This is a genomic window from Caldisericum sp. (assembly GCF_049967455.1).
GTDB classification, from domain to species: Bacteria; Caldisericota; Caldisericia; order Caldisericales; family Caldisericaceae; genus Caldisericum; species Caldisericum exile_A.
This window is the reverse complement of record NZ_JBMFSR010000009.1, coordinates 14,473-36,963: the sequence shown is the minus strand read 5'-3', so window position 1 is coordinate 36,963 and position 22,491 is coordinate 14,473. Positions and strand designations below refer to the sequence as shown.

Genomic DNA, 22,491 nt, shown 5'->3' with positions numbered 1-22,491 from the left:
CATTTCGAAGGAGCGCAAGCGACTGAGAAATCTCCTCTTTTTGGGGAAGTTGGAGGGGAGTTTTTACCCCTTCGACTAAATGAGAAATCTCTGCCTTTTCTTGGGAAATTTTAAAGAGGGGAGATTTACAAATCCCCATCTAAATTTAGTACTCTCTATGAACTCTGCCCCAAAGGATTCTTGACTTATGGTATTAAGTTAAAAAAGGCGTCATGCTTTTCCAATTTTTTAAAAGGTAATGCATCCTCTTAAAATATTTAAGAACTCTACGAAAAATAATTTGAAGTCTTAACATCGCTTGGAATAATACTGATATGATTTTAGAATTAAATCATCAATAAATAGGAATGATAGGATTAGTTTCCACTTAAAGAATCGTTAGAGGAACAAGATTTGTATGTATTTATAATTCTATCAAGAATAATTGAAGCAGCACTTCTTACTGAAAGATGGTTGAAATCTGTTATTCCAACAATTGGTGGAAAGAAACCATCAAAGTTTCGTTCAAATTCCTCGGGGATTCCCCACCCTGTACCAAAACAAACGAGAACAGGATGGTTGTTTTTTAACTCTCTTGAAACAAACTCATATGTAACAAGCTTTTCTCTTTCTTTAGCTGATGTTCCAATGATTAAAGGTTTTTCTCCTTCTTTTCTTTCGATTTCCTTAATTACATCAAAGAGCGAATCTTTTACGTCCATAACTGAGATTGCATCTAATCTATTCGGATTGTATTCATATCCTACTGTCTGCCAGAAATGGACTATACGCGAGACAACTTTCTTCTGCTCTTCCATAGGTTGTACAACATAGAAAGTTTTTACCCCATAAGTCCGCGCCGCTCTTGACATATCATGTAAATCATGGATTACTATACTTGTTGCAACAATTTCTTTGTTTTTGTTATAAGCAGGATAATGTAGAAGTGCCATATACAGTTTAATCATGTTAATCTCCTTATTAAATCTTCAATATCATTAAAGATTTCTTTAAGAAGTTCTTTTTCTTCTTCAGAGAACGCACGTTTCAAAAGCAAATCAGGTCTTTTAAGTAAAGTTCTTCTGAGAGATTCCATCTTTCTAAACTTTTCAATTTCCTTATGATTACCACTTCTTAAAACATCTGGGACAGTTTCTCCTCTAAAATCATACGGGCGAGTATATTGAGGATACTCAAGAAGATAATTTTCAAAACTCTCCTCGGATAATGATTCTTTATTATGAAGAAGTCCCTCAACAAGCCTAAGTGATGCGTCAAGAATTACAAGTGAAGCAATTTCTCCTCCACTAAGGATATAATCGCCAATAGAAATCTCCATATCAATGTAATTCATAACCCTTTCATCAACACCTTCATAGTGAGTAGGTATAAAGAGTAATTTTTCTTTTGTTGAAATTTCTTTTGCAAGATCTTCACTAAACTTAATACCCTGTGGAGATGTGAGGATTTTAAACTGTTTGCCATAATTTTCTTCAACAAATTCTATCCCCTTTACAATTGGTTCAACAAGCATAACCATGCCTGCTCCACCGCCATAGGGAGTGTCATCTGTCGATTTGTGCTTATCTTTAGTAAAATCTCTTAAGTTATGAACGTAATATGATAGAACAAGTTTTTCTCTTGCAACCTTAAAGAGACCGAAATCCTTTGCACATTCAAAAAATTCAGGAAATATTGTAAGAAAATGAACTTCCATAAAGTAAAAGAGGCACCCTTAGGTGCCTTCTTTAATCTCGATTACAACACCATCTTTTATAATAACTTCTACGCCTGCAATCTTTTTAAACAAGTTGTCTCCAACATCAATATCGACTAAGCCTTCAATCACTGTATAAGGATAAATACTATCAATTGGAAGAGCATCGACTTCTTTGAGTTTTTCTCTCAAATCAGAAGCAATTGCCTCTTGGAGCATTCTTTCTTCTTCGATTCTTGCTTTTAAGCTTTCAACATAAGTTGGATTCTGGATACCAGCACTTTCAATAACAAGGCGCGCAAGGGAAGACTTTAACTCACGCGCCTTGCTTTCTGCTGTTTCTAACTGCCTTGAAAGTTCTCTTTTAAAGTCTTCTTTAAATTTTTCAGTTACTATTACTTTAACTATTACATTTTGTTTAAGGTGAAGCACACTCATCGAGCACTCCTAAGGCTTATGCTCCTCTTGGCTTGGAATTGATTTGAATGCTTGCTGCTTTTCCAATCTTAGAGGATGCTGCTTTTACAATTGTTCTAAGTGCGTTTGCAGTCTTTCCCTGCTTTCCAATAACTTTTCCAATATCGGAATCTGCAACCTTTATTTCATAAATAACTGCAGTTTCACCTGCAACTTCCGTAACCTTAACTTCTTCTGGCTTGTCAACCAATGCCTTAACAATAGTTTCAATAAGTTCTTTCATCATTTACCTCCTTTGAGTTTTAGGTACTCTTCCCAAATTTTTGCGCGTTTAAGAAGATTAATAACGCTTTCAGTGGGCTGTGCGCCTTTTTTTAGCCAATCAAGAACCTTTTCCTTGTTAAACACAAGTTCTTCTGGTTCTACAACTGGATTCCAGTGCCCAATAATTTCAATCACTTTACTATCAGTTGCAAAACGAGAGTCGGAAACTATAACCCTATAGAATGCTCGATGAGGTGCTCCAACTCTTGCAAGCTTAATTTTTGTAGCCAACTTTCGCCTCCTAAGTCAGTTTCATCTATAGCAAACTTATTATAACAAAAATCAAATTTGTTTGCAAGTTAAAAATTTACTACTCTAATAGAAATCCTGTTATCCTTTTTAAGAAGCTCTGTAAAATCCAAAAGTAAGTCTTCGTCAATTTTTAAGACTAAAATACCTAAATCCTTAAATTCCCTTTTTAAAACTTCTGCTTGGAACTTGTTTGAAACATAGTTAACATAATTAAACGAACTATATGGAAATACTATTTCAATAGTCTTTGTCGTTTTTTCTTCGACAATTTTAGCATTGTTAATCGCAAATTCTGCAGTTTTTCCATATGCTTCTATAAGCCCTGGAATCCCAAGTTTAACGCCACCAAAATAACGAGTCACTACAATACAAACATTGTATATATCAAAACGTCTAATAGCATTGAAGATTGGTAACCCAGCGGAACCACTTGGCTCACCATCATCAGAGTAATGGTATTCACCTGAAGTTAGTCTAAAAGCATGAGGATTATGATTTGCATCCTTATACTGCACCTTTAAGCTCTTTAAGAATTTTTCGGCTTCAGCTAAATTTGAAACATACTTAATAGTCCCAATGAATACCGATCTTTTAATAACATTTTTTACAATAACATCGTCTCTTATCGTTTTGAATTTCATATAACAAGGCTTCTCAATTTTGAAAGAAGTCTCTCTTTCTCTAATTCAGAAAGCTTAGCTTTTCTAATTGCAGTCTCAAATACCTGTATCGTTTTATCGTAAGTGTCCCTCATTACAGGGTAGGGATATCCATCTTTTCCACCGTGTGCAAATGAAAATGTTGCAGGATCTTTATAAGAAAGCGGAGAGCCAAAAAGTAAGTGCGAAGATAGCGCAAGTGCGCGCAAACTCTTTTCACCAAGCCCTTTAATGAGAAGTAATTCTTCAAAATCTTTGGGATTTAATTCAGAAACGTAAGAAAAAATTTTTGAGAGATGTTCCTTATCAAAATCATCTTCATAAATAGGATGATGGGCTGGAAATTTAATGCTTTTTATTTCTTTTGAAAGATTTTTGTCATTTGCAAGCTCTACCATCTTTTGTTGAGTTTCTTCTATTGTGCTATCAACAAGATTTAAAGGAGCTTCAAATTTTACAGTTATAACTCCTTTATGAGGATCTTTTACAAAACTTTTTAGTCCAAACGAATTCCAATGATATCTCCGAGCATAACGAGTTGTTTCCTTCATACCTTGTTGAATAATTGCCCAGTTACCATCTTTATCAAAAATAACAAAGTGATGATAAAGTTTATAGCCATCTTGTATGCAGGATGAATCAATTTTAGCAACGAGACGGGAAGTTTTCTTCATTGAATTTGCAAGATCTAAAGAAATAAAACCATCCTCGAATATTCTATCAATTTGAGATGGTGTATCAAGTGCCCTTGCACCTTTACCGCCAGCAAAAAACAAACCTAAATTTTTACTTTCACTTGATAAACCAGAGATAATTGCACCTGTTGTTGTGGTAGTAAGGCCAGAACTATGCCAATCAAATCCAAGAAGACAACCAAAAGATTGAAACCATATTGGATCAGAGAGACGCTTTAAGTACTCTTCTATCCCAAAAAATTCAATAATTGCAAGGGAAAGATACCTTGCTAATTTTTCCATTCTTTTAAATAACCATGATGGTGCATCACCATTATGCAAAGGCAAATCAAAATAACCTTTCTTCATACAACTCAATTATATACTCTTTGTAAAAAATCCTTATTTTACATATAATAAAACTATGAAGAGGATAGCGATTATTGATGACGAAAAGGACATCGTAGATCTTGCCTCCTTTTATGTGGAAAGAGAGGGGTTTAAGGTCGACAAGTATTACACAGGAGATAGTTTTCTTAATGCAATTGGTTCGAAAAAGTACGATTGTATTGTATTGGACTTGATGCTCCCGAATGTTGATGGGCTTACGATTCTCAAAACACTTAAATCAAGGGAAGATACAAAAGACATTCCTGTTATTATCCTTACTGCAAAAAACTCTGAAGGTGATATGGTTCTTGGACTTGAAATGGGTGCAAACGATTATATTCCAAAACCATTTTCACCAAGGGTACTTGCAGCAAAAGTTAAGGCTTTTGTAAGGGAAGGCAAAAAAACTGTTATTCAGGCGGGAGATATTACTCTTGATGTTGCAAACTACCTTGTCTATTGCAAGGATAAACCTGTAAAACTTACACCTACGGAATTTAGACTCCTAAAGATTCTTATTGAAGGAAAAGGAAAGGTTTTCACAAGAGAGGAACTCCTAAATGAAGCGTTCCTCCATACGGTTTCTCCCACAGAGCGTGCTGTTGATGTACATATTAAAAGCATTAGAGACAAACTTCATGATTGCGGTAAATACATCGCAACTGTAAGGGGGGTTGGCTACAAATTCCAGCTCGAAGAATAAACCTATATTTACTAACAGCAATAGCTATTATAACAATTTCAACAGTTTTATTATCTTTTAGGTTTTTCCTAAGATTTATTATTGTGCTCCTTTCGTTAGCTATTGTAATATTAATCTTTTATCTCTTTAATGAGCTAAACGATTTAAAAAACCTGGAACAACTTCTAAAATTAACTCTTGATGGAAATGAGATTAAAGGTGTAGAAAAATCACTTCTAATTTTTGATGAAATTAGAGAAAACACACTTTTGCTTAACAAATCGTATATTTCAAAATTAAAGGAGTTAAATGATTTGCAAACTATTTGCAATGAACTCTCCAAAAAAATTGACGAAGCAATAATTATCATAAATTCTCAAGGAGAAATTATCTTTAAAAACCCTCAGTCTGATAGCATTATTAAGCTTAAAGATAAGAAAATTTACTATGAAGCCATAAGAAATAGTGAAATGATATCGTTAATTAGTAATGCTTTAGAATCCGAAAAAGAAATTAAAAAGCAAATCGAAATAAATGGAACACTGTATGACATTTCAGCATTCCCTATCATAATAAAAGAGACCCCGCATTTACTTCTAATAATCAAAAAATTGGATGACTTTAAAGTAGAAACACTTCTAAAAACACAATTTTTGGAAGCAGTTTCTCATGAAATGAAAACGCCACTTTCCTCAATCCTCGGGACAGTTGAAATACTTGAAAATGAAGGCTTTATAAAGAAAAAGGGTGAAAAATTCTTGCAAATTCTCAAAGAAAACACTGAAAGACTTAAAAAACTTACAGAAAGAATTCTTAAACTAAGTGAAATTGAATCGGGAAGAAATAGTCTTAAGGAAATTGTTGATTTTTCAAAACTATCTAATGAAGTTATAAAAAAATTTGAAAATCATTTTAAGGAAAAAGGTCTTGAATTTTCGTATAACATAGAACTAAATTCAACAATAAGAGGTAATTACTTTCTTTTAGAGGATGTACTAATAAATCTCCTTGAAAATGCTTTGAAGTATACAGAAAAGGGCAAAGTAATGCTAAATGTTTTTAGTGACGACAAATTTATATATGTTGTAATAGAAGATACAGGAAAAGGTATTAAAGAAGAAAATGTTGATAAAATATTTGAACCATTCTATAGAGAAGACTCTTCAAGAAATGAAATAGTAAAGGGTACCGGGCTTGGATTAACAATTACTAAAAGAATAGTGCAGATGCACTCAGGAGAAATTAAGGTAGAAAGTAAATTAGGCGCAGGTACTAAATTTACCTTGAAATTCCCAAAAATTATTTAACTTTATTTAACCATATTTTAACTGAATTTTAACCAAAAACTCTTTTATTTGAAATTATACACCTCTATTATATAATTGGAGGTGAGGGCATGAATAATAAAAGGAAATTCTTAGCGTATCTTTTGGTAGGTATCATGGTATTTTCAGTTGTCTTTATCTTTACTGGATGCAAACAAGCTTCTCAGAAGGAAGCGGCACAAGAAGCTAAAATCACTATGAATGGATCAACAACTGTATTCCCAATCGCCCAAAAAGCAGCTGAAGTGTATATGAACAAGCACCCTAATGTGAAAATTTCAGTTGAAGGAACAGGTTCAGGAAATGGAATTGCCGCACTTATTGATGGCACGACAGATATTGCAAACGCTTCAAGAGAAATAAAGCCAGAAGAAATTGAAAAAGCAAAGGCAAAGGGAGTAAATCCCTACGAAACAAAAATTGCACTCGATGCAATTGCTATTATTGTAAACCCTGCGAATCCTATTACAAATCTTACAAAACAACAGGTGATTGACATTTTTACTGGAAAAATTACAAACTGGAAAGATTTAGGTTGGAAGGATACCCCAATCGTTGTAGTATCAAGAGATACATCTTCAGGTACATACGGAACATTTATGGAACTTGTAATGCCTCATGGTGCTCAGATTACAGATAAAGCAACATTCCAATCATCAAGTCAAGCATTGAAAAACACGGTTGCAACAACAGAAGGAGCAATAGGTTATGTTGGTTTAGGTTATTTAGATTCTCAAGTTAAGGCCGTAGCATACGAAGGTATAATGCCTTCTAAAGAAACTGTAGTTAATCATACATACAAATTGTCCCGATTCCTTTATATGTATACAAATGGCGAACCTAAAGGTGAAGTAAAGAATTTTATAGATTTTGTTTTGTCGCCTGAAGGACAGGATATTGTAGAGAGCGTTGGATTTATTAGAATAAAGTAGCATGAAAAGAAACTTAATAGAGTACTTGCTCCCAATATTTGGTTACATTGCGATTCTGATAGTTGGAGGTATCATAGTAGTTATTTCAATAGAAGGAATGCCACTTCTTTCAAAGTACTCTATTATTGAACTTATAACTTGTAAAGAGTGGAGACCGACATCAACACCTCCACTCTTTGGCTTTTTACCTTCAATCATTTCAACGTTTTTTATTGCCTTTTTCTCGATGCTCTTTGCAATTCCTTTATCACTTGGAACTGCAATATATTTATCAAAATTAGCCTCACCGAAATTAAGAAGTATTCTGAAACCAACAATTGAACTTCTTGCAAATATCCCTTCTGTTATATATGGAGTTTTTGCCCTTCTTTTTTTGGCACCATTAATAAAAAAGTTATTTAATCTTCCAATAGGATTAAACGGCTTAAACGCAAGCATTATACTTGCCATAATGTCTATCCCCACCATAACTACTCTTTCAGAAGATGCAATTTCCATGGTCCCTAAAGAGCATGAGCTTGCATCATATGCACTTGGTGCGTCTAACCTTGAAACAATCTTCGGAATCACGCTACCAAGTTCTTTAGAAGGAATATTTGCATCTATAATTGCAGGATTTGGCAGGGCAATTGGCGAAACTATGGCCGTTCTTATAGCATCCGGAAATTCCATAAGAATTCCTCGCTCAATTTTAGAACCAATGAGGCCAATAACAGCAACAATTGCACTTGAAATGGCAGAAACTCCCGTAGGTTCAGACCATTACCGGGCTTTGTTTTTACTTGCATTGATACTACTTTTCTTAGTTCTTTCCTTTAACTTACTAAGCAGATACCTAAAATCACTTTATAGGCGAAAACTATATGGATAAAACTAAAAAAGAATTCATTTTCTTTACAATCTTTAGATTCTTTGCGTTCGTTTCGGTATTAATAGTTTTAACACTTCTTTTCTATATTTTCTCGAGAGGATTAAAAGTCATTTCTCTCAATTTTATAATTGATTATCCAAGAAATGGTTTTACAGAAGGTGGAATATTACCTTCTATAGTTGGTAGTATTTATCTTTTGGGACTTGCAAGTCTTTTTGCTGTACCCATTGGAGTTTTAGGTGGAATATACCTTTCAGAATACACAAAGGAAAATACACTAACGAATGCTATAAGACTTTCTATCGATACACTTTCTGGCATACCCTCAATCATTTTTGGCCTTTTTGGTCTTGCAGTATTTTCAAAGATGTTGGGATTTAAAATATCTCTTCTTTCTGGCAGTTTAACGCTTTCAATTCTAATGCTTCCCACAATCTTTTCAGCAACAATCGAAAGCCTAAAGCTTGTCCCCAAAGACTTTAGAGATGCATCATTTGCACTTGGTGCAACAAAATGGCAAACAACATTTGAAATTGTTTTAAAAACTGCTATGCCAAATATTATAACAGGAGTACTTTTAAGCATAGGAAGAGCAATTGGTGAGACAGCACCAATATTGTTTACTGGAGCAACCTTTTACACAAGAGGTCTCCCTACAAGTATTTTTGAACCAGTAATGGCGCTTCCCTATACAATTTACGGACTCCTTACAGAAGGAACATTCCCACAAAAACAAGTACCGATTGCCTTTGGTGCTTCAATTGTCCTAATATTGATTGTTTTTATTATTACACTTCCAGGTATAATAATAAGGAATAAATACAGGAGCAATAAAAAATGGTAAAAATTGCTGTGAGACACTTAAATGCATACACAAAAAAGCAAAAAATTCTTAAAGACATAACTCTTGACATTTATGAAAACGCAGTTACTGCAATAATAGGACCCTCTGGATGTGGAAAATCAACATTTCTTAGAAGTCTCAATAGGATGAATGACTTTTTTGAGGATATAACCATAGAAGGAGAGGTCCTGTTGGATAACAAGAACATCTACGATAAAGATATGAATGTTTTTGAACTAAGAAAAAATGTTGGCATGGTTTTCCAGAGACCAAACCCATTTCCAAAGTCAATCTTTGAAAATATAGCATATGGACTCAAAATTCATGGTGAAAAAGACAAAAAAGTCATCGAAGAAAAAGTTATTTGGGCTCTCAAAGAAGCAAATTTATACGAAGAGGTAAAAGACAAACTAGGCGATTCTGCTTTTAGTTTATCTGGAGGACAACAGCAGAGACTTTGTATTGCAAGAGCAATTGCAATAGAACCAAAGGTGCTTTTAATGGATGAACCAGCTTCTGCTTTAGATCCAATTTCAACAATTCAACTTGAACGGTTAATAGAAAAATTGAAAAAAGAATTCACTATTGTAATTGTAACACATAATATTCAGCAAGCAGGAAGAATTTCTGATTATACAGCTTTTTTCTACATGGGTGAATTAGTAGAATATGACAAAACAGAGAAGATATTTACAACTCCAAAGAAAAAACTCACAGAAGATTATCTTGAAGGAAGATTTGGATGAGGTGAAAAATGTTAGAAGATAGATTAAAAGTTTTAACTGAAAAAGTCTTAAAAATGTCTTCCATTGCAGAAGAAATGGTTAAATTATCAGTTAAATCAATAGTAGAAAAGAAAATGGAATTAGCAGAAAAGGTTATAAATGAGCTTGAACCTCAGGTCAATGAACTTGAAATTGAGATTGATGATCTTGCAATTGAAACACTTGCGCTCTATTCACCACAAGCAAAGAATCTAAGAAAAATTGCAATGATTATCAAAATGGTAAAAGACCTTGAAAGAGTTGGAGATCTTTCTGTTAATATCGCAGAATTTGGTAGAGAATTAATTCCGCAACCAGATGTAAAACCATATATTGATCTACCGAGGATGACTGAAACTGCTTTACAAATGTTAGACGATGCAATTACTGCATTTGTTAATGAAGATAGCAAATTGGGAAGAGAAATTTGCGTGCGTGACGATATTGTAGACCAATTAAATGATCAGATTATAAGAGAGTTAATCACTTATATGTTAAGCGATCCAAGAACAATTAACAGAGCAATACTTATAATAAGAGTTTCTGAAAATGTCGAGCGTATTGCAGATCAGGCAACTAATATTGGTGAATATGTTGTTTATATTGGTGAAGGAAAAGTAATAAAACACCATCATTTTGAAAAAGAAGAAAACAATTAAAGGTTAAGCTTTATTTTTGCGTATTCGAGAAGAAGCCTCGAAAAACCATTGAAGTATTTTAAAGAATAAAGTAAGGCTTCATTGTATTGGGTTTGTATTTTTCTATCAAGTTTAACAATTTTATCATCTGTAAGCTTAAATTTGGCGTTTTTGCTATTTACATCGTCATGAAACAACTTTGTTTCAAGAAACCACAAAATTTTTACTCTTTCTCTATTAAGTGATGCTGCATAATTTCCAAGCTCAGTAAGAGAATTCACATTTCCCACATCAATGGGCAAGTAATTTTCTTCAAGAGTTTTCACAAAATCTGGATTTCCTATATTTACCATATAGCCTTGGTAATCCTCAAGTGCATAATGGTGATTTGAACACATTATAGTAAGTCCTTGAACGCCACTAAATATATTTTTTAAAATAATTGACGTGGGTCCTGGAGTTCCATGATAAGGTTGGGTTAAGTCCTCCATATAATGAAGTGCTCTTGCAAGGAATCTAAATGTCCAATAAAGATCATTTTTTGATTTCGCGATCTCCGCCATGTGAAACCAAAATTCAATCTGATTCGGTGCAGTTCCAATTGTAATTGGTCCCATTTTGTAATACATATGCCTATAACCCTGAGGACCACCTGTAAGAATTTGAAGTTTGGAAAGTTTCATGTTTTCATCAAGTCCCCAATCAGGCTCATCTGCATATGTTGTAAGTATTGTTATTGCATCAGTTTTATCCCCAATGCTACCTTCAAGATACTTAATTTGAAAATCTGGATTTATTGGTTGTGTCTCGTATTCTTTGTAGGTATATGGTGTAATTTTAATGCTACTATACTTTTTAAGCCAGTAAATATTTGAGACAACATAAGAGAGTGTTAATCCATGAGAATTCCAACCAAAAACAGAAGCAAAAGGTAAGAGTACAAAAATCAACACCAAGACAACTAATTTTTTAATATTTTTCATTCCTCCTCCTTTAAGTCTTCTACTACTGCTCTAAAAACCTCCAACAACTGTATCTTGGCCATCTTTCATATATGCAAAAAACATTCCTTTGGTATTAAAGGAGTATCCTATATTGCCATTTTTATCAAGCGCTATTAGACCTCCGTGGCCGTTAATTCCACTTAAATCATCTATGCATTTTTTAACAGCATCACTAATAGAGTAGTTAGGGTAATACAACGAAATTCTAAAACTTAAAATAACTTTCATTATATCCTCACCAATGCCAGTTGAAACTGCGCCAAACTCAGAATTCGCATAAAATCCTGAGCCAACTATTGGGGAATCACCAACACGACCTACATGTTTTTTAGGCGTACCACCTGTTGAAACAGCAGAAACAATTTTATTTCCATCTAAAACCACCGCTCCTACTGTATCACCGTATGTACCTTCAAAAATTTTTATAATGCGATCCGTATAAAAATAGTATGGTGGAACAAATTCAAGACCGTTTTCTAAGGCAAACTTTTCTGCTCCATCTCCTATAAGAATGTTATGGTGTGATTTTTCCATTACAAGACGCGCAAGTTCAATGGGATTTTTTAGCCTTTTAATACCTGCAACAGCACCAATTGAAAGTGTAGATCCATCCATAATTCCTGCATCCATTTCTACAAAACCTTCCTCATTGAGATATGAGCCTCTCCCTGCATCAAAAAGCGGATGATCCTCAAGCATTTTTACTACTCTAACTGCTACTTCAACTGCATTAAGACCGCTTTTTAATAAATCAAATCCATAGTTTGCAACCTTTTTAACAAAATCAACCCTTTCGGGTATTTCTTCTGTTCTTTTTGCATCACCTGCACCACCATGTACAATTATTGCCCTCATTTTGCCTCCTTTCAATTCATGCCTTTAAATTATACGAAGATAAGCTTTATTTTGAAAACATTACTGTTTAAGTTATAATTGCATGCAAGTAAATTTGGAGGTTATTAAATGGCAAAAGCCTTAGTTTTATTTTCCGGTGGAATTGATTCACAACTTGCTTGCCTCATATTAATGAAGCAAGGAATAGAAGTTGTGCCTATATTCTTTGAAACTTACTTTTTTAAGGGAGAAAAGGTAAAAAGATTTGCCGAAGAAATTGGGCTTAAATTAAGGATTGAAGATATATCAGAAGAACACCTTAAAATTGTACAAAATCCACCACATGGGTACGGAAAAAACATGAACCCATGCATAGACTGTCATATGCTTATGATAAAAAAAGCAAAAGAAATAATGGAAAAAGAAGGTTTCGACTTTATAGCAACAGGCGAGGTTCTTGATGAAAGACCTTTTTCCCAAAGAAGAACAGTTTTTGAAGAAATGGAGAAAACACTTGGTCTTGAAGGAAAAATCGTTAGACCCTTATCTCAAAAACTTCTTAAAGTTTCAGAACCTGAGTTAAAGGGAATAATCAAAAGAGAAGAAATGCTCGATATCCGAGGACAATCAAGAAAAATTCAACTTAAACTTGTAAAAGAATTTGGACTTAAGGAATATAAAACCCCTGCATCAGGTTGCATATTGACCGATCCTGAATATGCTAAAAGGCTGAAAATGCTAAAAAATATTAACCCAAATTTTGATGGAAATGATTCAGAGATTCTAAGAAATGGAAGAGTTTTATTTGAAGGTAAGACTATCTTCGTTGTCGGAAGAAACGAAATTGAAAATAAACGGCTTGAAAGTCTGAGAAAGCCTAATGATGTTATGCTTGTGCCAGATTTTCCTGGTCCAAGTGTGCTTATAAGAGGTTTTGACAATAAAATTGACGAGGAAATAATTAATAAAGGAAAAGAGCTCTTACTAAATTACTCAAAAAAACAAAATAAAGATCCTCTCAATTCCATTAAAGAAATTACGGGGGCATAAAACCCCCGTAAATCGCTCATAAGCTAATTTTTTATTTTCCTTTTGTTACAGTTTCGATCGCCTTATCAAGAACATCAAGACCTTCTTTTAGCTGTTCTTCAGTTATCACAAGTGGTATTAATAATCTTATTATATTCTTGTGTAAACCTGCACCTGCAAGAACGACACCGTTTTTGAGTGCCTCTTGTATAACAGCTTGGCAAGTCTCAGCATCAGGTTCCCATGTGTCATGATCCTTAATAAATTCAATTGCTTGCATAGCACCAACACCACGAACTTCCTTCACAGCTGGATACTTTTTCTGGAATTCTTCAAACCTTTCTCTTATGATTTTCCCCAGATGAACGGCCCTATCAAGAAGTTTTTCTCTTTCTATCATCTTTATCACTTCAATGCCAGCAACGCATGCAACAGGGTTTCCACCAAAAGTTGAACCAATAGAACCTTTAGGTAATGAATCAAAAATCTTTTTATTTCCAACAACAGCAGAAAGCGGAAAACCTGCGGCAATTGACTTACCAAGTGATATCAAATCAGGCACAACACCCCAATTTTCAACTGCAAAGAACTTTCCAGTTCTTCCATAACCACTCTGAACTTCATCAGCAACAAAAAGAATGCCGTATTTTTCAGTTACCCTCCTTATCTCCTCAAGAAGACCAGGTTGTGGAATATTAAAACCACCTTCTCCTTGTATTGGTTCAATGACAACTGCTGCAACATCGTCGGGAGCAACAGTATCAAGAAGAAGTCTCTCAAAATCCTTCGGAGTATATTTATTTCTGTGGACATTCGGTCTCGGAATTCTATAAACATCAGGTGCTGATCCAAAAATATATTTATATGGCATTGGTCTATGGGTCATTGTCATAGTAAGAAGAGTTCTTCCATGGAAGGCCCCGTCAAAAACTACAACTGCTCTCCTCTTTGTATAACCTCTTGCGATTTTTACGGCATTCTCCACAGCTTCTGCTCCAGAATTAAAAAAAGCAACCGCTTTTTCATAATTACCTGGGGCACGTTCCGCAATCATTTTTGCAAGTTCAGCATATGGTTCATAAGGAATTGAAGTAAAATCTGTGTGAATGTAGTTTTCTACTTGTTTTTGAACTGCTTCAATAATTGGCTTTGGTGAGTACCCAACAACAAGACAACCCCAACCACCTGTAAAATCAAGGAATCTGTTTCCATCTACATCTTCTACAACTGCACCTTCACCTCTTGCAATAAAAAAAGGCGCAAGCGATTCAAGAGGTGAAGCTACATAGCTTTCTTTTTTCTTCTGAATTTCTCTGCTCTTTGGCCCGGGAATTTCAGTCTTTATAAGAATGCTTCCCATTATAAAACCTCCTTTCGTTAACCTATAATATCAGATTTTACATATTAAGTCAAGTAAATTAATTTTTCTTAAAAAAAGAAAAAAGGAGGGCTTTAAGCCCTCACTGGAAAACCTTATTTTTCCTGTTTCTTATTCTTCGTTTTTTTCACTGCCATCATCAACAAAATCTTCAAGTTCAACATACTCATAGTCTTCGTCACCTTTAAGCGTAAATACAAATGGAATACCAAATAAGGCAGTAAGTGCAATAATTTCAAGAATTACTCTTCCAAAATCTACTGTTACTGCTTCGAAATTACTGCTAACCGCTCTTACAGCCCAAATTGGTGCATAACCAACTGAGTTTATAAGAACTGTTCCTTGTGCGACAGCTTGATTTATCCTCCAAGGCACTATGATTGTAATAAGTGCTAGAAAGAAAAAGTAAACTGCTAAAACAATTTTCGATGCTTTAGTCATTTTAACCTCCAAAATTAATATGTTTCATTTTACCACAAAAAGAAAAAAATCTATATTAAAATCTATTGACTTCAAATTCAAAATTCGTATAATTTTTAAAATTTAAGAAAGGGGGAAATTATGGACGAAGAGTCGGTAGTGTTTACAAGAAAGGCGTCAGGACTTGTAAGGGAATTAAACTGGTGGGATGTATTATTGTTCACTATTGCTGGACCTGCAGCATCGGGCATGACCTATTACACAGTAAAGGTACCTGGGCTTTATCCTGGTGGTAATATGACTTTGGCATTTTTAATTGGGCTTCTTGTCTGGCTTCCGCCTGTTCTCGTTCTTGCAATTCTTTCCGCTTCATTCCCAAGAAGTGGTTCTTTGTATGTTGTAATTTCAAGAGTTCTACATCCTATACTTGGCTTTATACCTAATTGGTCTTATGTAGTAGGAGGCGGTGCTTCCCTTGCAGTTGGATTCTTAAACTATCTCGGGCTTATTCCACTTGCATCAAGCATTCAGATTGCTGGCATTGTCTCCAAAAATGCATCACTTGTGGCTTTAGGTGAAGGACTTGCAGACCCCTGGACAAGACTCTGGATTGCTTTGGGAATTACTGTTATTATGTGGATACTTGAACTACTTGGCATAGACAAACTCAAGTGGGTATTACGTGCAATCATTTATATCCCACTTGTAATAACTGGAATTGCGATAGTAATATTTTTTGTAAAAAGTGGAGAGCCTTCTTTCAATGTAATTTTTGGCGCAAATTCATACCAAGCAGTTCACGACCTTGCAACCAAATTAAACATAAAAGATTCATATCTTGCACCTGGACAGGCACTGCAAGGAATGCTACTTTCTGTTTTATGGGCTTATACTGCAGTTGAAGCTGTTTCTTATGTTGGATCAGAAGTAAAAACACCGAGACTTTCTTATATGAGAGGAATGGTATTGGGACTTATTGCAGTTGGAATCCTCTATGTTTTAAATGCAGTTGCTGTATATCACTCTTTTGGGTACAACTTTATAACTGAATATAGCTGGCTTTATTACAATCACTTTGATGAATTAAAAACTGTTTTAGGAACAACTCCTCCTGCTCCATCAATTCCATTCTATGCTGCAATTATCGGCAAGAACACAATATTTTCAATAATTTTAGGTATAGGATACTTCCTTTGGTATATCAATACTTCAATGATTATATGGATGGCAGGCGTTAGAGGCATTTTCGCAATGGCATTTGATAGAATGCTCCCCCTAAAACTTACAGAGATTGGACGTCTCGGTTCGCCAACTTGGGCAAACCACCTTGTTGGAATTGTTGCAATAATTGGAGTTTTTATCGGTTTAGGAGATTCATTAGGTACTAAACTATCTTCTGCAATGCTTGCTCTTGAAGATTACACTTGCCTGATATTTATCTGGCCTTTAGGACTTGCGGCAATGTTTTTGCCATTTGCTCGTCCAGATCTATACGAAAAATCAACTTTCCAGTACAAGTTTGGAAAGATACCAATTATTACAATCCTTGGTGCAATTACATTCGGTATAGGTTGGTGGATGATTCTAAACGTAACAACAGAACAAAATACCCTCGCAATGATAATAACAACGCTTCTAATACTTATAGGTCTTTTGTTTGTTGTGTATATGTGGCACAAAAATAGAGAAGAAGGCGTTGATCCTAACAAAATATTCAAAGAGATTCCACCTGCATAATAATATTTTTGTTAAGGGGAGAGAGACCTCTCCCCCCTTAAAATTAATTTAGGGAGGCAAAAATGAAAGTGTTCTTTGCTGTAGATGTACATGGAGCAACAACTGTATGGAGAAAATGGATTTCTGCAGTTTCAATATATGAGGCAAATGTATTGATTCTTTCAGGTGATCTTACAGGAAAGGTTTTAGTTCCTTTAATTCTCCAGGATGATGGTTCATACAAGGCAAGCTATTTTGGAAATACATGGATTCTTAAAAGTGAAGAAGAAACAAAAAGTTTTGAAGAAAAACTATCAAACGCTGGCGCATATTATAGGAGAGTATCTAAAGATGAACTTCAGGAACTAAAAAATGATCCCGATAAAGTTAAAAAAGTTATGGAAGAAGAAATGGTTAAAAGAATGAGAGAATGGTTAAACCTCTTGACCGAAAAAGTTGATACAAAGAAAATTCTTACCATTGTTATGCCAGGAAATGACGACGAGTTTGTAATAGATCCAGTTATAAAAGAATTTGAAAATAAGGGAATCATTTATCCCCTTGACAAAATTTTTGAAATTGAAGGACATGAGGTTTTGAGTTTTGAATATGTAAATCCAACTCCATGGGACACTCCTCGTGAAAGAGACGATAAGGAAATCCAAAAAATGCTTGAGGAAAAAATTGCAAAATTAAAAGATCCCAAAAACGCAATTTTCAATATTCACGCACCACCTTACAATACTGCAATTGATCTTGCACCAAAATTGGATAAAAACTTAAGGCTTGTTGGTGGCCTTGATGGCGTAAAGTTTGTTCATGTCGGCTCAAAGGGTGTTAGAGCGGTTATTGAAAAATATCAACCTATACTCGGCTTACATGGGCATATTCATGAATCCTCAGGGTTCGAAAAAATCGGAAAAACTCTATGTTTAAACCCTGGCTCCGAGTATGGCGAAGGCTTACTGAGGGGATACATAATAGATATCACAAAAGATGGTATTGTAAATTACTTTAAAATTCAGGGTTAGAGGTGGAAAATGGGTGAAAAATTTGTGAATATGAGTGAAAGCGATTTTGTAAATCTTGCAAAAGAAATTATTGAAAAGGCAAAGGAAAACAATGTTGTCTTAAGAGTATTGGGCGCTCTTGCAGTTTATATGCACACAGAAGACCCATATATAAGAAATCTTTTTTATGCCCTCGAAAGACTTGGTGCAGGAAAACCACTTTTTACAGATCTTGATACAGTTGCTTATTCAAGACAGCAACCGCTTGTTAAGAAGTTTTTTGAAAATACTCTAAAATTTAAACCTAACATTTATGTAAATACCCTTTTTGCATACAAGAGAAATATTTTTGAACACCCAGAAGGACTGTTTGCCGTGGATGTTTTCTACGATAGGCTTGAATTTTCGCATAATGTTGAGTTCGGAAATGCTCCAGGGAGGGGACGTCTCGAAATTGATTTCCCAACAATTAGCTTAACTGATATCGTACTTGAAAAACTTCAAATTCATAAAATAAACAAAAAGGACATTGTTGACCTTATTATTCTTTTCTTACAGCACAATGTAGAGGAAGAACAAAAGGAACAAACAATTGATGCTTCATATATCGGAAAGGTTTTATCAGACGACTGGGGATTCTACTACGATGCCAATGCAAACCTCGATAAAGTTATAGAATTTTCTAAGGCATTTCAAAACGAAGGTAAGATAACAAAAAACGACTTCGATAATATAAACTCTAAGATAAAAATACTCAGGGAAGTAATTGAAAAAACCCCTAAAACAAGAAATTTCCAAAACAGAGCAAAAAAGGGAACATCGATTCCCTGGTATAGAGATGTAGAAGAGGTTGAAAGATAAAAACTTTATTTAGTTTATTCTTCTGAAAAATAAGTCCAATTTTCAAAAGTTTTGGGTAAATTCTCTAAGAATTTTTCAAGCTCTCTTGGTGTTTTTTGTGGATCTGGTTTCACAATGCAGTAAATTGTGTTATTTTCAAAATTTAAAGAAACCTGACCTACACGTTTTAAATCAAAGGAATTTTCCAGGAGTTTTAATAAATTTAATACATCGCTTTTCTCTTTGTAAAGTGCAATAAACTCAGCGTCATTAACTTTTAAATTCTCCTTATTTAGGTCTTTCTCTTCTTTTATCTTTGCCCCAAACCTATGAAACATTCTCCTTATAAGATGAGCATCTCTTCTTACTCTAAATTTAGGAGACACAACAATGTAAAGTCTATCTCCGCCACGCATAACATAAGAAAAAGGCAACCATAAAAAACTTTGACGAGGTAGCATTGTAAGTGTCAAATCAACATCTCTTATAAATTTATTTTGGAGTTGATATCTTGCCTTGAAACCAACTGTCCCACCTAAGTAGATGTAATCCTTATCTTTTGGTTTAAGAACATTCTCAAAACCCCTAATATAGTGAACCATTAGCATTGCATTAAGCTTTCTTCCCTTGTAAAACTGAAGCGCAAGAACGCCACCAAAAACAAGAAATATAATAACCAGAGTTGAGCTCATCAAAACCTCCTAATTTGAAATGTAATTTTGATACAATTGATAAAGCGCTTCAATACCTCTTGGAGATGATCTCAGAAGTGGTATTTTCTTAATTTCAATATTTGAAAATTCTTTTTTCATTTCTTCAAGAACTCTCTTCTGCTCTTCTATTTTGCCTAAAAGCTCTGGTGGCGGATTTTCTATTTCTAAATACTTATTAAGATATATACTCGAAAGCCTTATATTATTTTCACGAAGCGCTCCTCTAATTCTTTTAGATTCTTCAAATGCTAATTCTTCTGCCATTGTAACAATACTTACATAATTATCTAAAGATGAAAATCTTTCAGTAAGCTTTATCATATCGCTCTTATAGGAAAACAATTCCTGCATCACTGGATCCTCTTTTTCATTAGAGGGAATTTTAACTTCCTCACCATTAATTACATCTTTAATAGGTCCCTTAACATTTTCGACCATCTGCCTTTTTGTAAGAATCCTCCTTCGCATTTCAATAAGACTATTTGTCCAAATAACAGATATCCTCGGCATTGCAAAGACTCTTAATGTTATTCCTGTTGGAGGAGTATCAAAAACAATGGCATCATAATCCAATTGAAGAAACTCTTTTATTGCTTCAAGGGTAACATACTCTTCAATTCCAGGAGAATTTTTAAGAATATCAAAGTATCTATCAATGTTAAGAACTGACAAATACCTATATGTGTTTTTCATTTTTTTAGACATAAGAGATAAATAATCTACTATTTTTTTATCTATGTTAACTTCCGTCGCATCAAGAAAATCAGATACTTTTACAATCTTCCCAAATACATCCATATTAAGTGCGTCACCAAGATTATGAGCAGGGTCAAGCGAAACAATAAGGGTCTTAATTCTCTTTTTTGCAAGTCCTACCGCATAAGCAGAAGAAATTGATGTTTTGCCAACACCACCTTTGCCAACAAAAAAATAAGTTTTCATTTCGATCTCCTTAATCTATGTCAAAATGTGAGAGTGTATTTGCAAATACATCATCAAGCTCTGAGCTCTTTTTTACCATTATCTGAATTTCCCTTTCCATATAAGGAAGAATACGTAAAATTACACCTGTTGGAGGGGAAGGTAGTCCAGAAAACATACTCATAGTAACGAGCGCAAAAACATTCTCTTCTTCCCTTAATTCATGTTCTATGAGGGAGAGCGCGCTCTCCCTCATAGCAGTATCAATTCCCTTAAAGAAAAGTTTGAGAGCCTCAAGAATTTTTTTCATTTCTATTTTGCTTTGCCTGTCTCCATCAAAGGCTTATACTCTTTATTGTAGGTTCTAAAGAAACCAACAAGTAAATACACTGCAAGTACAATCTCAATTACAACAAACGCACCAAGTATAGGTCTTATTGCAGCTGCTTGAGCTGGAACAACCTTGATAAGATACCAAATAAGTGCTACAAAAACGGTTAACCAGAGGAACATTGCAGGTATCAAAACAAGAAGAAGCGCTCCCCCTGAAACTTTTTGTACTCTCTTAACCCAATTTGCACCAGTAAGAAGTGCAATGGAAGCAAGCATTTGGTTTGTTCCCGCAAAGCCTGCCCAAAGAGCAGTATAAGCATTTCCACCATATCTAATTAAGAAGAAGCCAAGTGCTGCAGCAATTATAGAAGCGACCCATCTATTGTGTAAAAAGTCATGAAGACCTTTGGAAACATCTTTTAGGGGCTCAACTAATTCCTGGAAGGCGTATCTTGCAAGTCTGTTTGTTGTATCAAGTGTCGTAAGGACAAAGGCAGAAAGCCAAAGTCCTCCTAATACAATTCCAACTCTTGCAGGAACTCCATATGCAGCTTTAAGAAGTTCACCAAAGGACTTTGTGAAAAGTCCCCCAGCACCACCTACTATAGCTTTTCCACTTGCATCCTTAAGGTTAATTATTAGGTTTCCATATTGTGCCATATAGGAAGGATTGGAAAGTTGCATTGCATCAATTCCGGGCTTTGCTTGAGCTATTACATCTTTAAACCCCTGAATAATGCCTAAACCAAAGGCTCCAATTGAAGTAATAACAAGAGTAGAGACCATCCCTTCCATAAACATGGCACCATATCCTACAAAAAGACCTGAAAGTTCGTTATCAAGCTGTTTTGATGAAGTACCAGATCCTACAATTGAGTGGAAACCAGAGAGAGCACCGCACGCAATAACAAGAGGAATTGTAGGCCAGAAAGGAGAGGGAACTGTTGGTGAAACAACATTTGCAGAGAAACTTGTAAATGCAGGCCAATTGAAAGGCTTGAATACAATCAGTGCAGCAATCATTCCAATTATTACCCCGCCCCAAAGTATATAAGAATTGAGGTAATCTCTAGGCTGAAGTAAGAACCAAACAGGAAGAGCTGCAGCAAGAACAATGTAAATCAATTGACCCCAGTAAAGTGCATCAAGTGAAACTTTCCAGGGAAACACAAACCCAAGATAAATTGCAAGTATTGTTAGTGCAACTCCTATTGCAGAAGATAGCCAGAAGGGTAACTTTGTCTTATAAAGCAATTGACCTTCAATAAGTGCTGCAACCATAAATAAAAGTGATGCAGTTAAAATCTCGGGAGTGCTGTTTGCAAGAGGACCAAATACTCCCATAAATGCTGCGATAACAAGAATCATTGCAAAATAGACATAAAGCTCAAATACATACTTTATGTCCTTACCCATTAGCTCTCCTGCAACCCATTGAATAGATTTTCCATCATAACGGACAGAAGCCATTAATGCAAGATAATCATGAACAGAACCAATAAACAAGTTTCCAAACCATACCCAGAGCAATGCAGGAAGCCAACCCCACACAACTGCAATTGCTGGTCCTACAATTGGTCCCGCTCCTGCAATTGAGGCAAAGTGGTGTCCAAAAAGAACAAACTTATTCGCAGGAACATAATCCACATTGTCCCTTAATCTTACAGCGGGTGTCTCTTTGTTAGGATCTGCCTTTACTACATTTTTTTCAAGGTACTTGCCATAGGTAAAGTAGAAGAAGAGATAAAAAATTGCACCTACTAATACAATAATACCAGTATACATAACTCACCTCCTTTAAATTTTTTAAAGTTTCTTGAGGCTC

At 34.8% G+C, this 22,491-nt stretch carries 26 protein-coding genes; 11 read left to right on the top strand and 15 right to left on the bottom strand.

What is annotated here, in order from left to right; genetic code table 11:
* Positions 1-356: 356 nt before the first annotated feature.
* From ACP5SP_RS03910 to ACP5SP_RS03880, 7 genes are all read right to left on the bottom strand, one after another.
* On the bottom strand, positions 357-947 hold the full coding sequence (locus tag ACP5SP_RS03910) for an RNA methyltransferase (RefSeq protein WP_424586617.1): 591 nt from the start codon (positions 945-947) through the stop codon (positions 357-359).
* On the bottom strand, positions 944-1,696 hold the full coding sequence (trmD, locus tag ACP5SP_RS03905; protein WP_424586618.1) for a tRNA (guanosine(37)-N1)-methyltransferase TrmD: 753 nt from the start codon (positions 1,694-1,696) through the stop codon (positions 944-946). Before trmD ends, ACP5SP_RS03910 begins: the two co-directional genes overlap by 4 nt.
* A gap of 18 nt (positions 1,697-1,714) precedes the next feature.
* Positions 1,715-2,134 (bottom strand): YlqD family protein, encoded by a 420-nt coding sequence (locus ACP5SP_RS03900; protein ID WP_424586619.1) that lies wholly within the window; start codon positions 2,132-2,134, stop codon positions 1,715-1,717.
* 16 nt (positions 2,135-2,150) lie between these two features.
* Positions 2,151-2,399: a KH domain-containing protein gene (locus ACP5SP_RS03895; RefSeq protein WP_014453135.1), complete on the bottom strand. Its 249-nt coding sequence runs from the start codon at positions 2,397-2,399 to the stop codon at positions 2,151-2,153.
* Positions 2,396-2,668 carry a 30S ribosomal protein S16 gene (gene rpsP / locus ACP5SP_RS03890; protein WP_416084397.1) on the bottom strand — a complete coding sequence of 91 codons (273 nt, stop codon included), beginning with the start codon at positions 2,666-2,668 and terminating at the stop codon, positions 2,396-2,398. The genes ACP5SP_RS03895 and rpsP overlap by 4 nt, the downstream gene beginning before the upstream one ends.
* Positions 2,669-2,736: 68 nt before the next feature.
* Positions 2,737-3,330 (bottom strand): IMPACT family protein, encoded by a 594-nt coding sequence (locus ACP5SP_RS03885; protein ID WP_424596751.1) that lies wholly within the window; start codon positions 3,328-3,330, stop codon positions 2,737-2,739.
* Positions 3,327-4,391: a DUF763 domain-containing protein gene (locus ACP5SP_RS03880; protein WP_424606746.1), complete on the bottom strand. Its 1,065-nt coding sequence runs from the start codon at positions 4,389-4,391 to the stop codon at positions 3,327-3,329. The genes ACP5SP_RS03885 and ACP5SP_RS03880 overlap by 4 nt, the downstream gene beginning before the upstream one ends.
* Positions 4,392-4,446: 55 nt before the next feature.
* Here ACP5SP_RS03880 and ACP5SP_RS03875 point away from each other — a divergent pair, with 55 nt between their 5' ends.
* The 7 genes from ACP5SP_RS03875 to phoU all read left to right on the top strand — a co-directional run bounded on the left by ACP5SP_RS03875 (position 4,447) and on the right by phoU (position 10,489).
* The gene (locus ACP5SP_RS03875) at positions 4,447-5,115 is read left to right on the top strand and encodes a response regulator transcription factor (protein WP_424586622.1); all 669 of its coding nucleotides are present in this window, start codon (positions 4,447-4,449) and stop codon (positions 5,113-5,115) included.
* Positions 5,116-5,198: 83 nt separating this feature from the next.
* Positions 5,199-6,401, top strand: coding sequence for a sensor histidine kinase (locus tag ACP5SP_RS03870; RefSeq protein ID WP_428076062.1), 1,203 nt, complete (start codon positions 5,199-5,201; stop codon positions 6,399-6,401).
* Between the two features lie 89 nt (positions 6,402-6,490).
* A complete protein-coding gene (locus ACP5SP_RS03865; protein WP_428066632.1) occupies positions 6,491-7,351 on the top strand; it encodes a PstS family phosphate ABC transporter substrate-binding protein in 861 nt (286 codons plus the stop codon).
* A gap of 1 nt (position 7,352) precedes the next feature.
* Positions 7,353-8,222, top strand: a complete 870-nt coding sequence (pstC, locus tag ACP5SP_RS03860; protein WP_428066631.1) for a PstC family ABC transporter permease — start codon at positions 7,353-7,355, stop codon at positions 8,220-8,222.
* Positions 8,215-9,066, top strand: a complete 852-nt coding sequence (gene pstA, locus ACP5SP_RS03855) for a phosphate ABC transporter permease PstA (RefSeq protein ID WP_416084390.1) — start codon at positions 8,215-8,217, stop codon at positions 9,064-9,066. Before pstC ends, pstA begins: the two co-directional genes overlap by 8 nt.
* On the top strand, positions 9,060-9,812 hold the full coding sequence (pstB, locus tag ACP5SP_RS03850) for a phosphate ABC transporter ATP-binding protein PstB (RefSeq protein ID WP_416084389.1): 753 nt from the start codon (positions 9,060-9,062) through the stop codon (positions 9,810-9,812). The genes pstA and pstB overlap by 7 nt, the downstream gene beginning before the upstream one ends.
* An 8-nt stretch (positions 9,813-9,820) precedes the next feature.
* Positions 9,821-10,489 carry a phosphate signaling complex protein PhoU gene (gene phoU / locus ACP5SP_RS03845; protein WP_424586625.1) on the top strand — a complete coding sequence of 223 codons (669 nt, stop codon included), beginning with the start codon at positions 9,821-9,823 and terminating at the stop codon, positions 10,487-10,489.
* Here the strand turns inward: phoU and ACP5SP_RS03840 are convergent.
* Positions 10,486-11,451, bottom strand: coding sequence for a hypothetical protein (locus tag ACP5SP_RS03840; RefSeq protein ID WP_424586626.1), 966 nt, complete (start codon positions 11,449-11,451; stop codon positions 10,486-10,488). The two genes, phoU and ACP5SP_RS03840, sit on opposite strands and share 4 nt — an antisense overlap.
* A gap of 30 nt (positions 11,452-11,481) precedes the next feature.
* Entirely contained in the window at positions 11,482-12,327 is an 846-nt protein-coding gene (locus ACP5SP_RS03835; protein ID WP_424586627.1) for an isoaspartyl peptidase/L-asparaginase family protein, read from the bottom strand.
* Positions 12,328-12,435: 108 nt separating this feature from the next.
* Here ACP5SP_RS03835 and ACP5SP_RS03830 point away from each other — a divergent pair, with 108 nt between their 5' ends.
* The gene (locus ACP5SP_RS03830; RefSeq protein WP_424586628.1) at positions 12,436-13,356 is read left to right on the top strand and encodes a tRNA 4-thiouridine(8) synthase ThiI; all 921 of its coding nucleotides are present in this window, start codon (positions 12,436-12,438) and stop codon (positions 13,354-13,356) included.
* Between the two features lie 31 nt (positions 13,357-13,387).
* On the opposite strand, the gene ACP5SP_RS03825 is transcribed toward ACP5SP_RS03830, so the two are convergent.
* Together ACP5SP_RS03825 and ACP5SP_RS03820 are read right to left on the bottom strand one after the other, a co-directional pair.
* A complete protein-coding gene (locus tag ACP5SP_RS03825) occupies positions 13,388-14,695 on the bottom strand; it encodes an aspartate aminotransferase family protein (protein ID WP_424586629.1) in 1,308 nt (435 codons plus the stop codon).
* A 129-nt stretch (positions 14,696-14,824) separates the two neighbouring features.
* Positions 14,825-15,154, bottom strand: coding sequence for a hypothetical protein (locus tag ACP5SP_RS03820; RefSeq protein ID WP_416084383.1), 330 nt, complete (start codon positions 15,152-15,154; stop codon positions 14,825-14,827).
* A gap of 120 nt (positions 15,155-15,274) precedes the next feature.
* Here ACP5SP_RS03820 and ACP5SP_RS03815 point away from each other — a divergent pair, with 120 nt between their 5' ends.
* From ACP5SP_RS03815 to ACP5SP_RS03805, 3 genes are all read left to right on the top strand, one after another.
* Positions 15,275-16,870, top strand: a complete 1,596-nt coding sequence (locus tag ACP5SP_RS03815; RefSeq protein ID WP_424586630.1) for an APC family permease — start codon at positions 15,275-15,277, stop codon at positions 16,868-16,870.
* A gap of 62 nt (positions 16,871-16,932) precedes the next feature.
* Positions 16,933-17,880 carry a metallophosphoesterase family protein gene (locus ACP5SP_RS03810; RefSeq protein WP_416084381.1) on the top strand — a complete coding sequence of 316 codons (948 nt, stop codon included), beginning with the start codon at positions 16,933-16,935 and terminating at the stop codon, positions 17,878-17,880.
* A 9-nt stretch (positions 17,881-17,889) separates the two neighbouring features.
* Positions 17,890-18,720 (top strand): hypothetical protein, encoded by an 831-nt coding sequence (locus ACP5SP_RS03805; RefSeq protein ID WP_424586631.1) that lies wholly within the window; start codon positions 17,890-17,892, stop codon positions 18,718-18,720.
* A gap of 14 nt (positions 18,721-18,734) precedes the next feature.
* On the opposite strand, the gene ACP5SP_RS03800 is transcribed toward ACP5SP_RS03805, so the two are convergent.
* From ACP5SP_RS03800 to ACP5SP_RS03785, 4 genes are read right to left on the bottom strand one after another with little or no spacing between them, the layout of a single operon-like run.
* Positions 18,735-19,391 carry a hypothetical protein gene (locus ACP5SP_RS03800; RefSeq protein WP_416084379.1) on the bottom strand — a complete coding sequence of 219 codons (657 nt, stop codon included), beginning with the start codon at positions 19,389-19,391 and terminating at the stop codon, positions 18,735-18,737.
* 9 nt (positions 19,392-19,400) lie between these two features.
* Positions 19,401-20,354, bottom strand: a complete 954-nt coding sequence (locus tag ACP5SP_RS03795; RefSeq protein ID WP_416084378.1) for an ArsA family ATPase — start codon at positions 20,352-20,354, stop codon at positions 19,401-19,403.
* 10 nt (positions 20,355-20,364) lie between these two features.
* On the bottom strand, positions 20,365-20,643 hold the full coding sequence (locus tag ACP5SP_RS03790) for a hypothetical protein (RefSeq protein ID WP_416084377.1): 279 nt from the start codon (positions 20,641-20,643) through the stop codon (positions 20,365-20,367).
* Positions 20,644-20,645: 2 nt separating this feature from the next.
* Positions 20,646-22,451 carry a carbon starvation CstA family protein gene (locus ACP5SP_RS03785; RefSeq protein WP_428076061.1) on the bottom strand — a complete coding sequence of 602 codons (1,806 nt, stop codon included), beginning with the start codon at positions 22,449-22,451 and terminating at the stop codon, positions 20,646-20,648.
* Positions 22,452-22,491: the final 40 nt, after the last annotated feature.

Bases quoted from the DNA above. Each gene is read 5' to 3' on its own strand.
- ACP5SP_RS03895 (WP_014453135.1), bottom strand. From the start codon at position 2,399: ATGATGAAAGAACTTATTGAAACTATTGTTAAGGCATTGGTTGACAAG.
- ACP5SP_RS03825 (WP_424586629.1), bottom strand. From the start codon at position 14,695: ATGGGAAGCATTCTTATAAAGACTGAAATTCCCGGGCCAAAGAGCAGA.
- ACP5SP_RS03820 (WP_416084383.1), bottom strand. From the start codon at position 15,154: ATGACTAAAGCATCGAAAATTGTTTTAGCAGTTTACTTTTTCTTTCTA.
- ACP5SP_RS03835 (WP_424586627.1), bottom strand. From the start codon at position 12,327: ATGAGGGCAATAATTGTACATGGTGGTGCAGGTGATGCAAAAAGAACA.
- ACP5SP_RS03790 (WP_416084377.1), bottom strand. From the start codon at position 20,643: ATGAAAAAAATTCTTGAGGCTCTCAAACTTTTCTTTAAGGGAATTGAT.
- pstC (WP_428066631.1), top strand. From the start codon at position 7,353: ATGAAAAGAAACTTAATAGAGTACTTGCTCCCAATATTTGGTTACATT.
- ACP5SP_RS03865 (WP_428066632.1), top strand. From the start codon at position 6,491: ATGAATAATAAAAGGAAATTCTTAGCGTATCTTTTGGTAGGTATCATG.
- ACP5SP_RS03900 (WP_424586619.1), bottom strand. From the start codon at position 2,134: ATGAGTGTGCTTCACCTTAAACAAAATGTAATAGTTAAAGTAATAGTA.
- ACP5SP_RS03805 (WP_424586631.1), top strand. From the start codon at position 17,890: ATGGGTGAAAAATTTGTGAATATGAGTGAAAGCGATTTTGTAAATCTT.
- phoU (WP_424586625.1), top strand. From the start codon at position 9,821: ATGTTAGAAGATAGATTAAAAGTTTTAACTGAAAAAGTCTTAAAAATG.
- ACP5SP_RS03885 (WP_424596751.1), bottom strand. From the start codon at position 3,330: ATGAAATTCAAAACGATAAGAGACGATGTTATTGTAAAAAATGTTATT.
- trmD (WP_424586618.1), bottom strand. From the start codon at position 1,696: ATGGAAGTTCATTTTCTTACAATATTTCCTGAATTTTTTGAATGTGCA.
- ACP5SP_RS03910 (WP_424586617.1), bottom strand. From the start codon at position 947: ATGATTAAACTGTATATGGCACTTCTACATTATCCTGCTTATAACAAA.
- pstB (WP_416084389.1), top strand. From the start codon at position 9,060: ATGGTAAAAATTGCTGTGAGACACTTAAATGCATACACAAAAAAGCAA.
- ACP5SP_RS03815 (WP_424586630.1), top strand. From the start codon at position 15,275: ATGGACGAAGAGTCGGTAGTGTTTACAAGAAAGGCGTCAGGACTTGTA.
- ACP5SP_RS03840 (WP_424586626.1), bottom strand. From the start codon at position 11,451: ATGAAAAATATTAAAAAATTAGTTGTCTTGGTGTTGATTTTTGTACTC.
- ACP5SP_RS03880 (WP_424606746.1), bottom strand. From the start codon at position 4,391: ATGAAGAAAGGTTATTTTGATTTGCCTTTGCATAATGGTGATGCACCA.
- pstA (WP_416084390.1), top strand. From the start codon at position 8,215: ATGGATAAAACTAAAAAAGAATTCATTTTCTTTACAATCTTTAGATTC.
- ACP5SP_RS03830 (WP_424586628.1), top strand. From the start codon at position 12,436: ATGGCAAAAGCCTTAGTTTTATTTTCCGGTGGAATTGATTCACAACTT.
- ACP5SP_RS03795 (WP_416084378.1), bottom strand. From the start codon at position 20,354: ATGAAAACTTATTTTTTTGTTGGCAAAGGTGGTGTTGGCAAAACATCA.
- ACP5SP_RS03875 (WP_424586622.1), top strand. From the start codon at position 4,447: ATGAAGAGGATAGCGATTATTGATGACGAAAAGGACATCGTAGATCTT.
- ACP5SP_RS03810 (WP_416084381.1), top strand. From the start codon at position 16,933: ATGAAAGTGTTCTTTGCTGTAGATGTACATGGAGCAACAACTGTATGG.
- ACP5SP_RS03785 (WP_428076061.1), bottom strand. From the start codon at position 22,451: ATGTATACTGGTATTATTGTATTAGTAGGTGCAATTTTTTATCTCTTC.
- ACP5SP_RS03800 (WP_416084379.1), bottom strand. From the start codon at position 19,391: ATGAGCTCAACTCTGGTTATTATATTTCTTGTTTTTGGTGGCGTTCTT.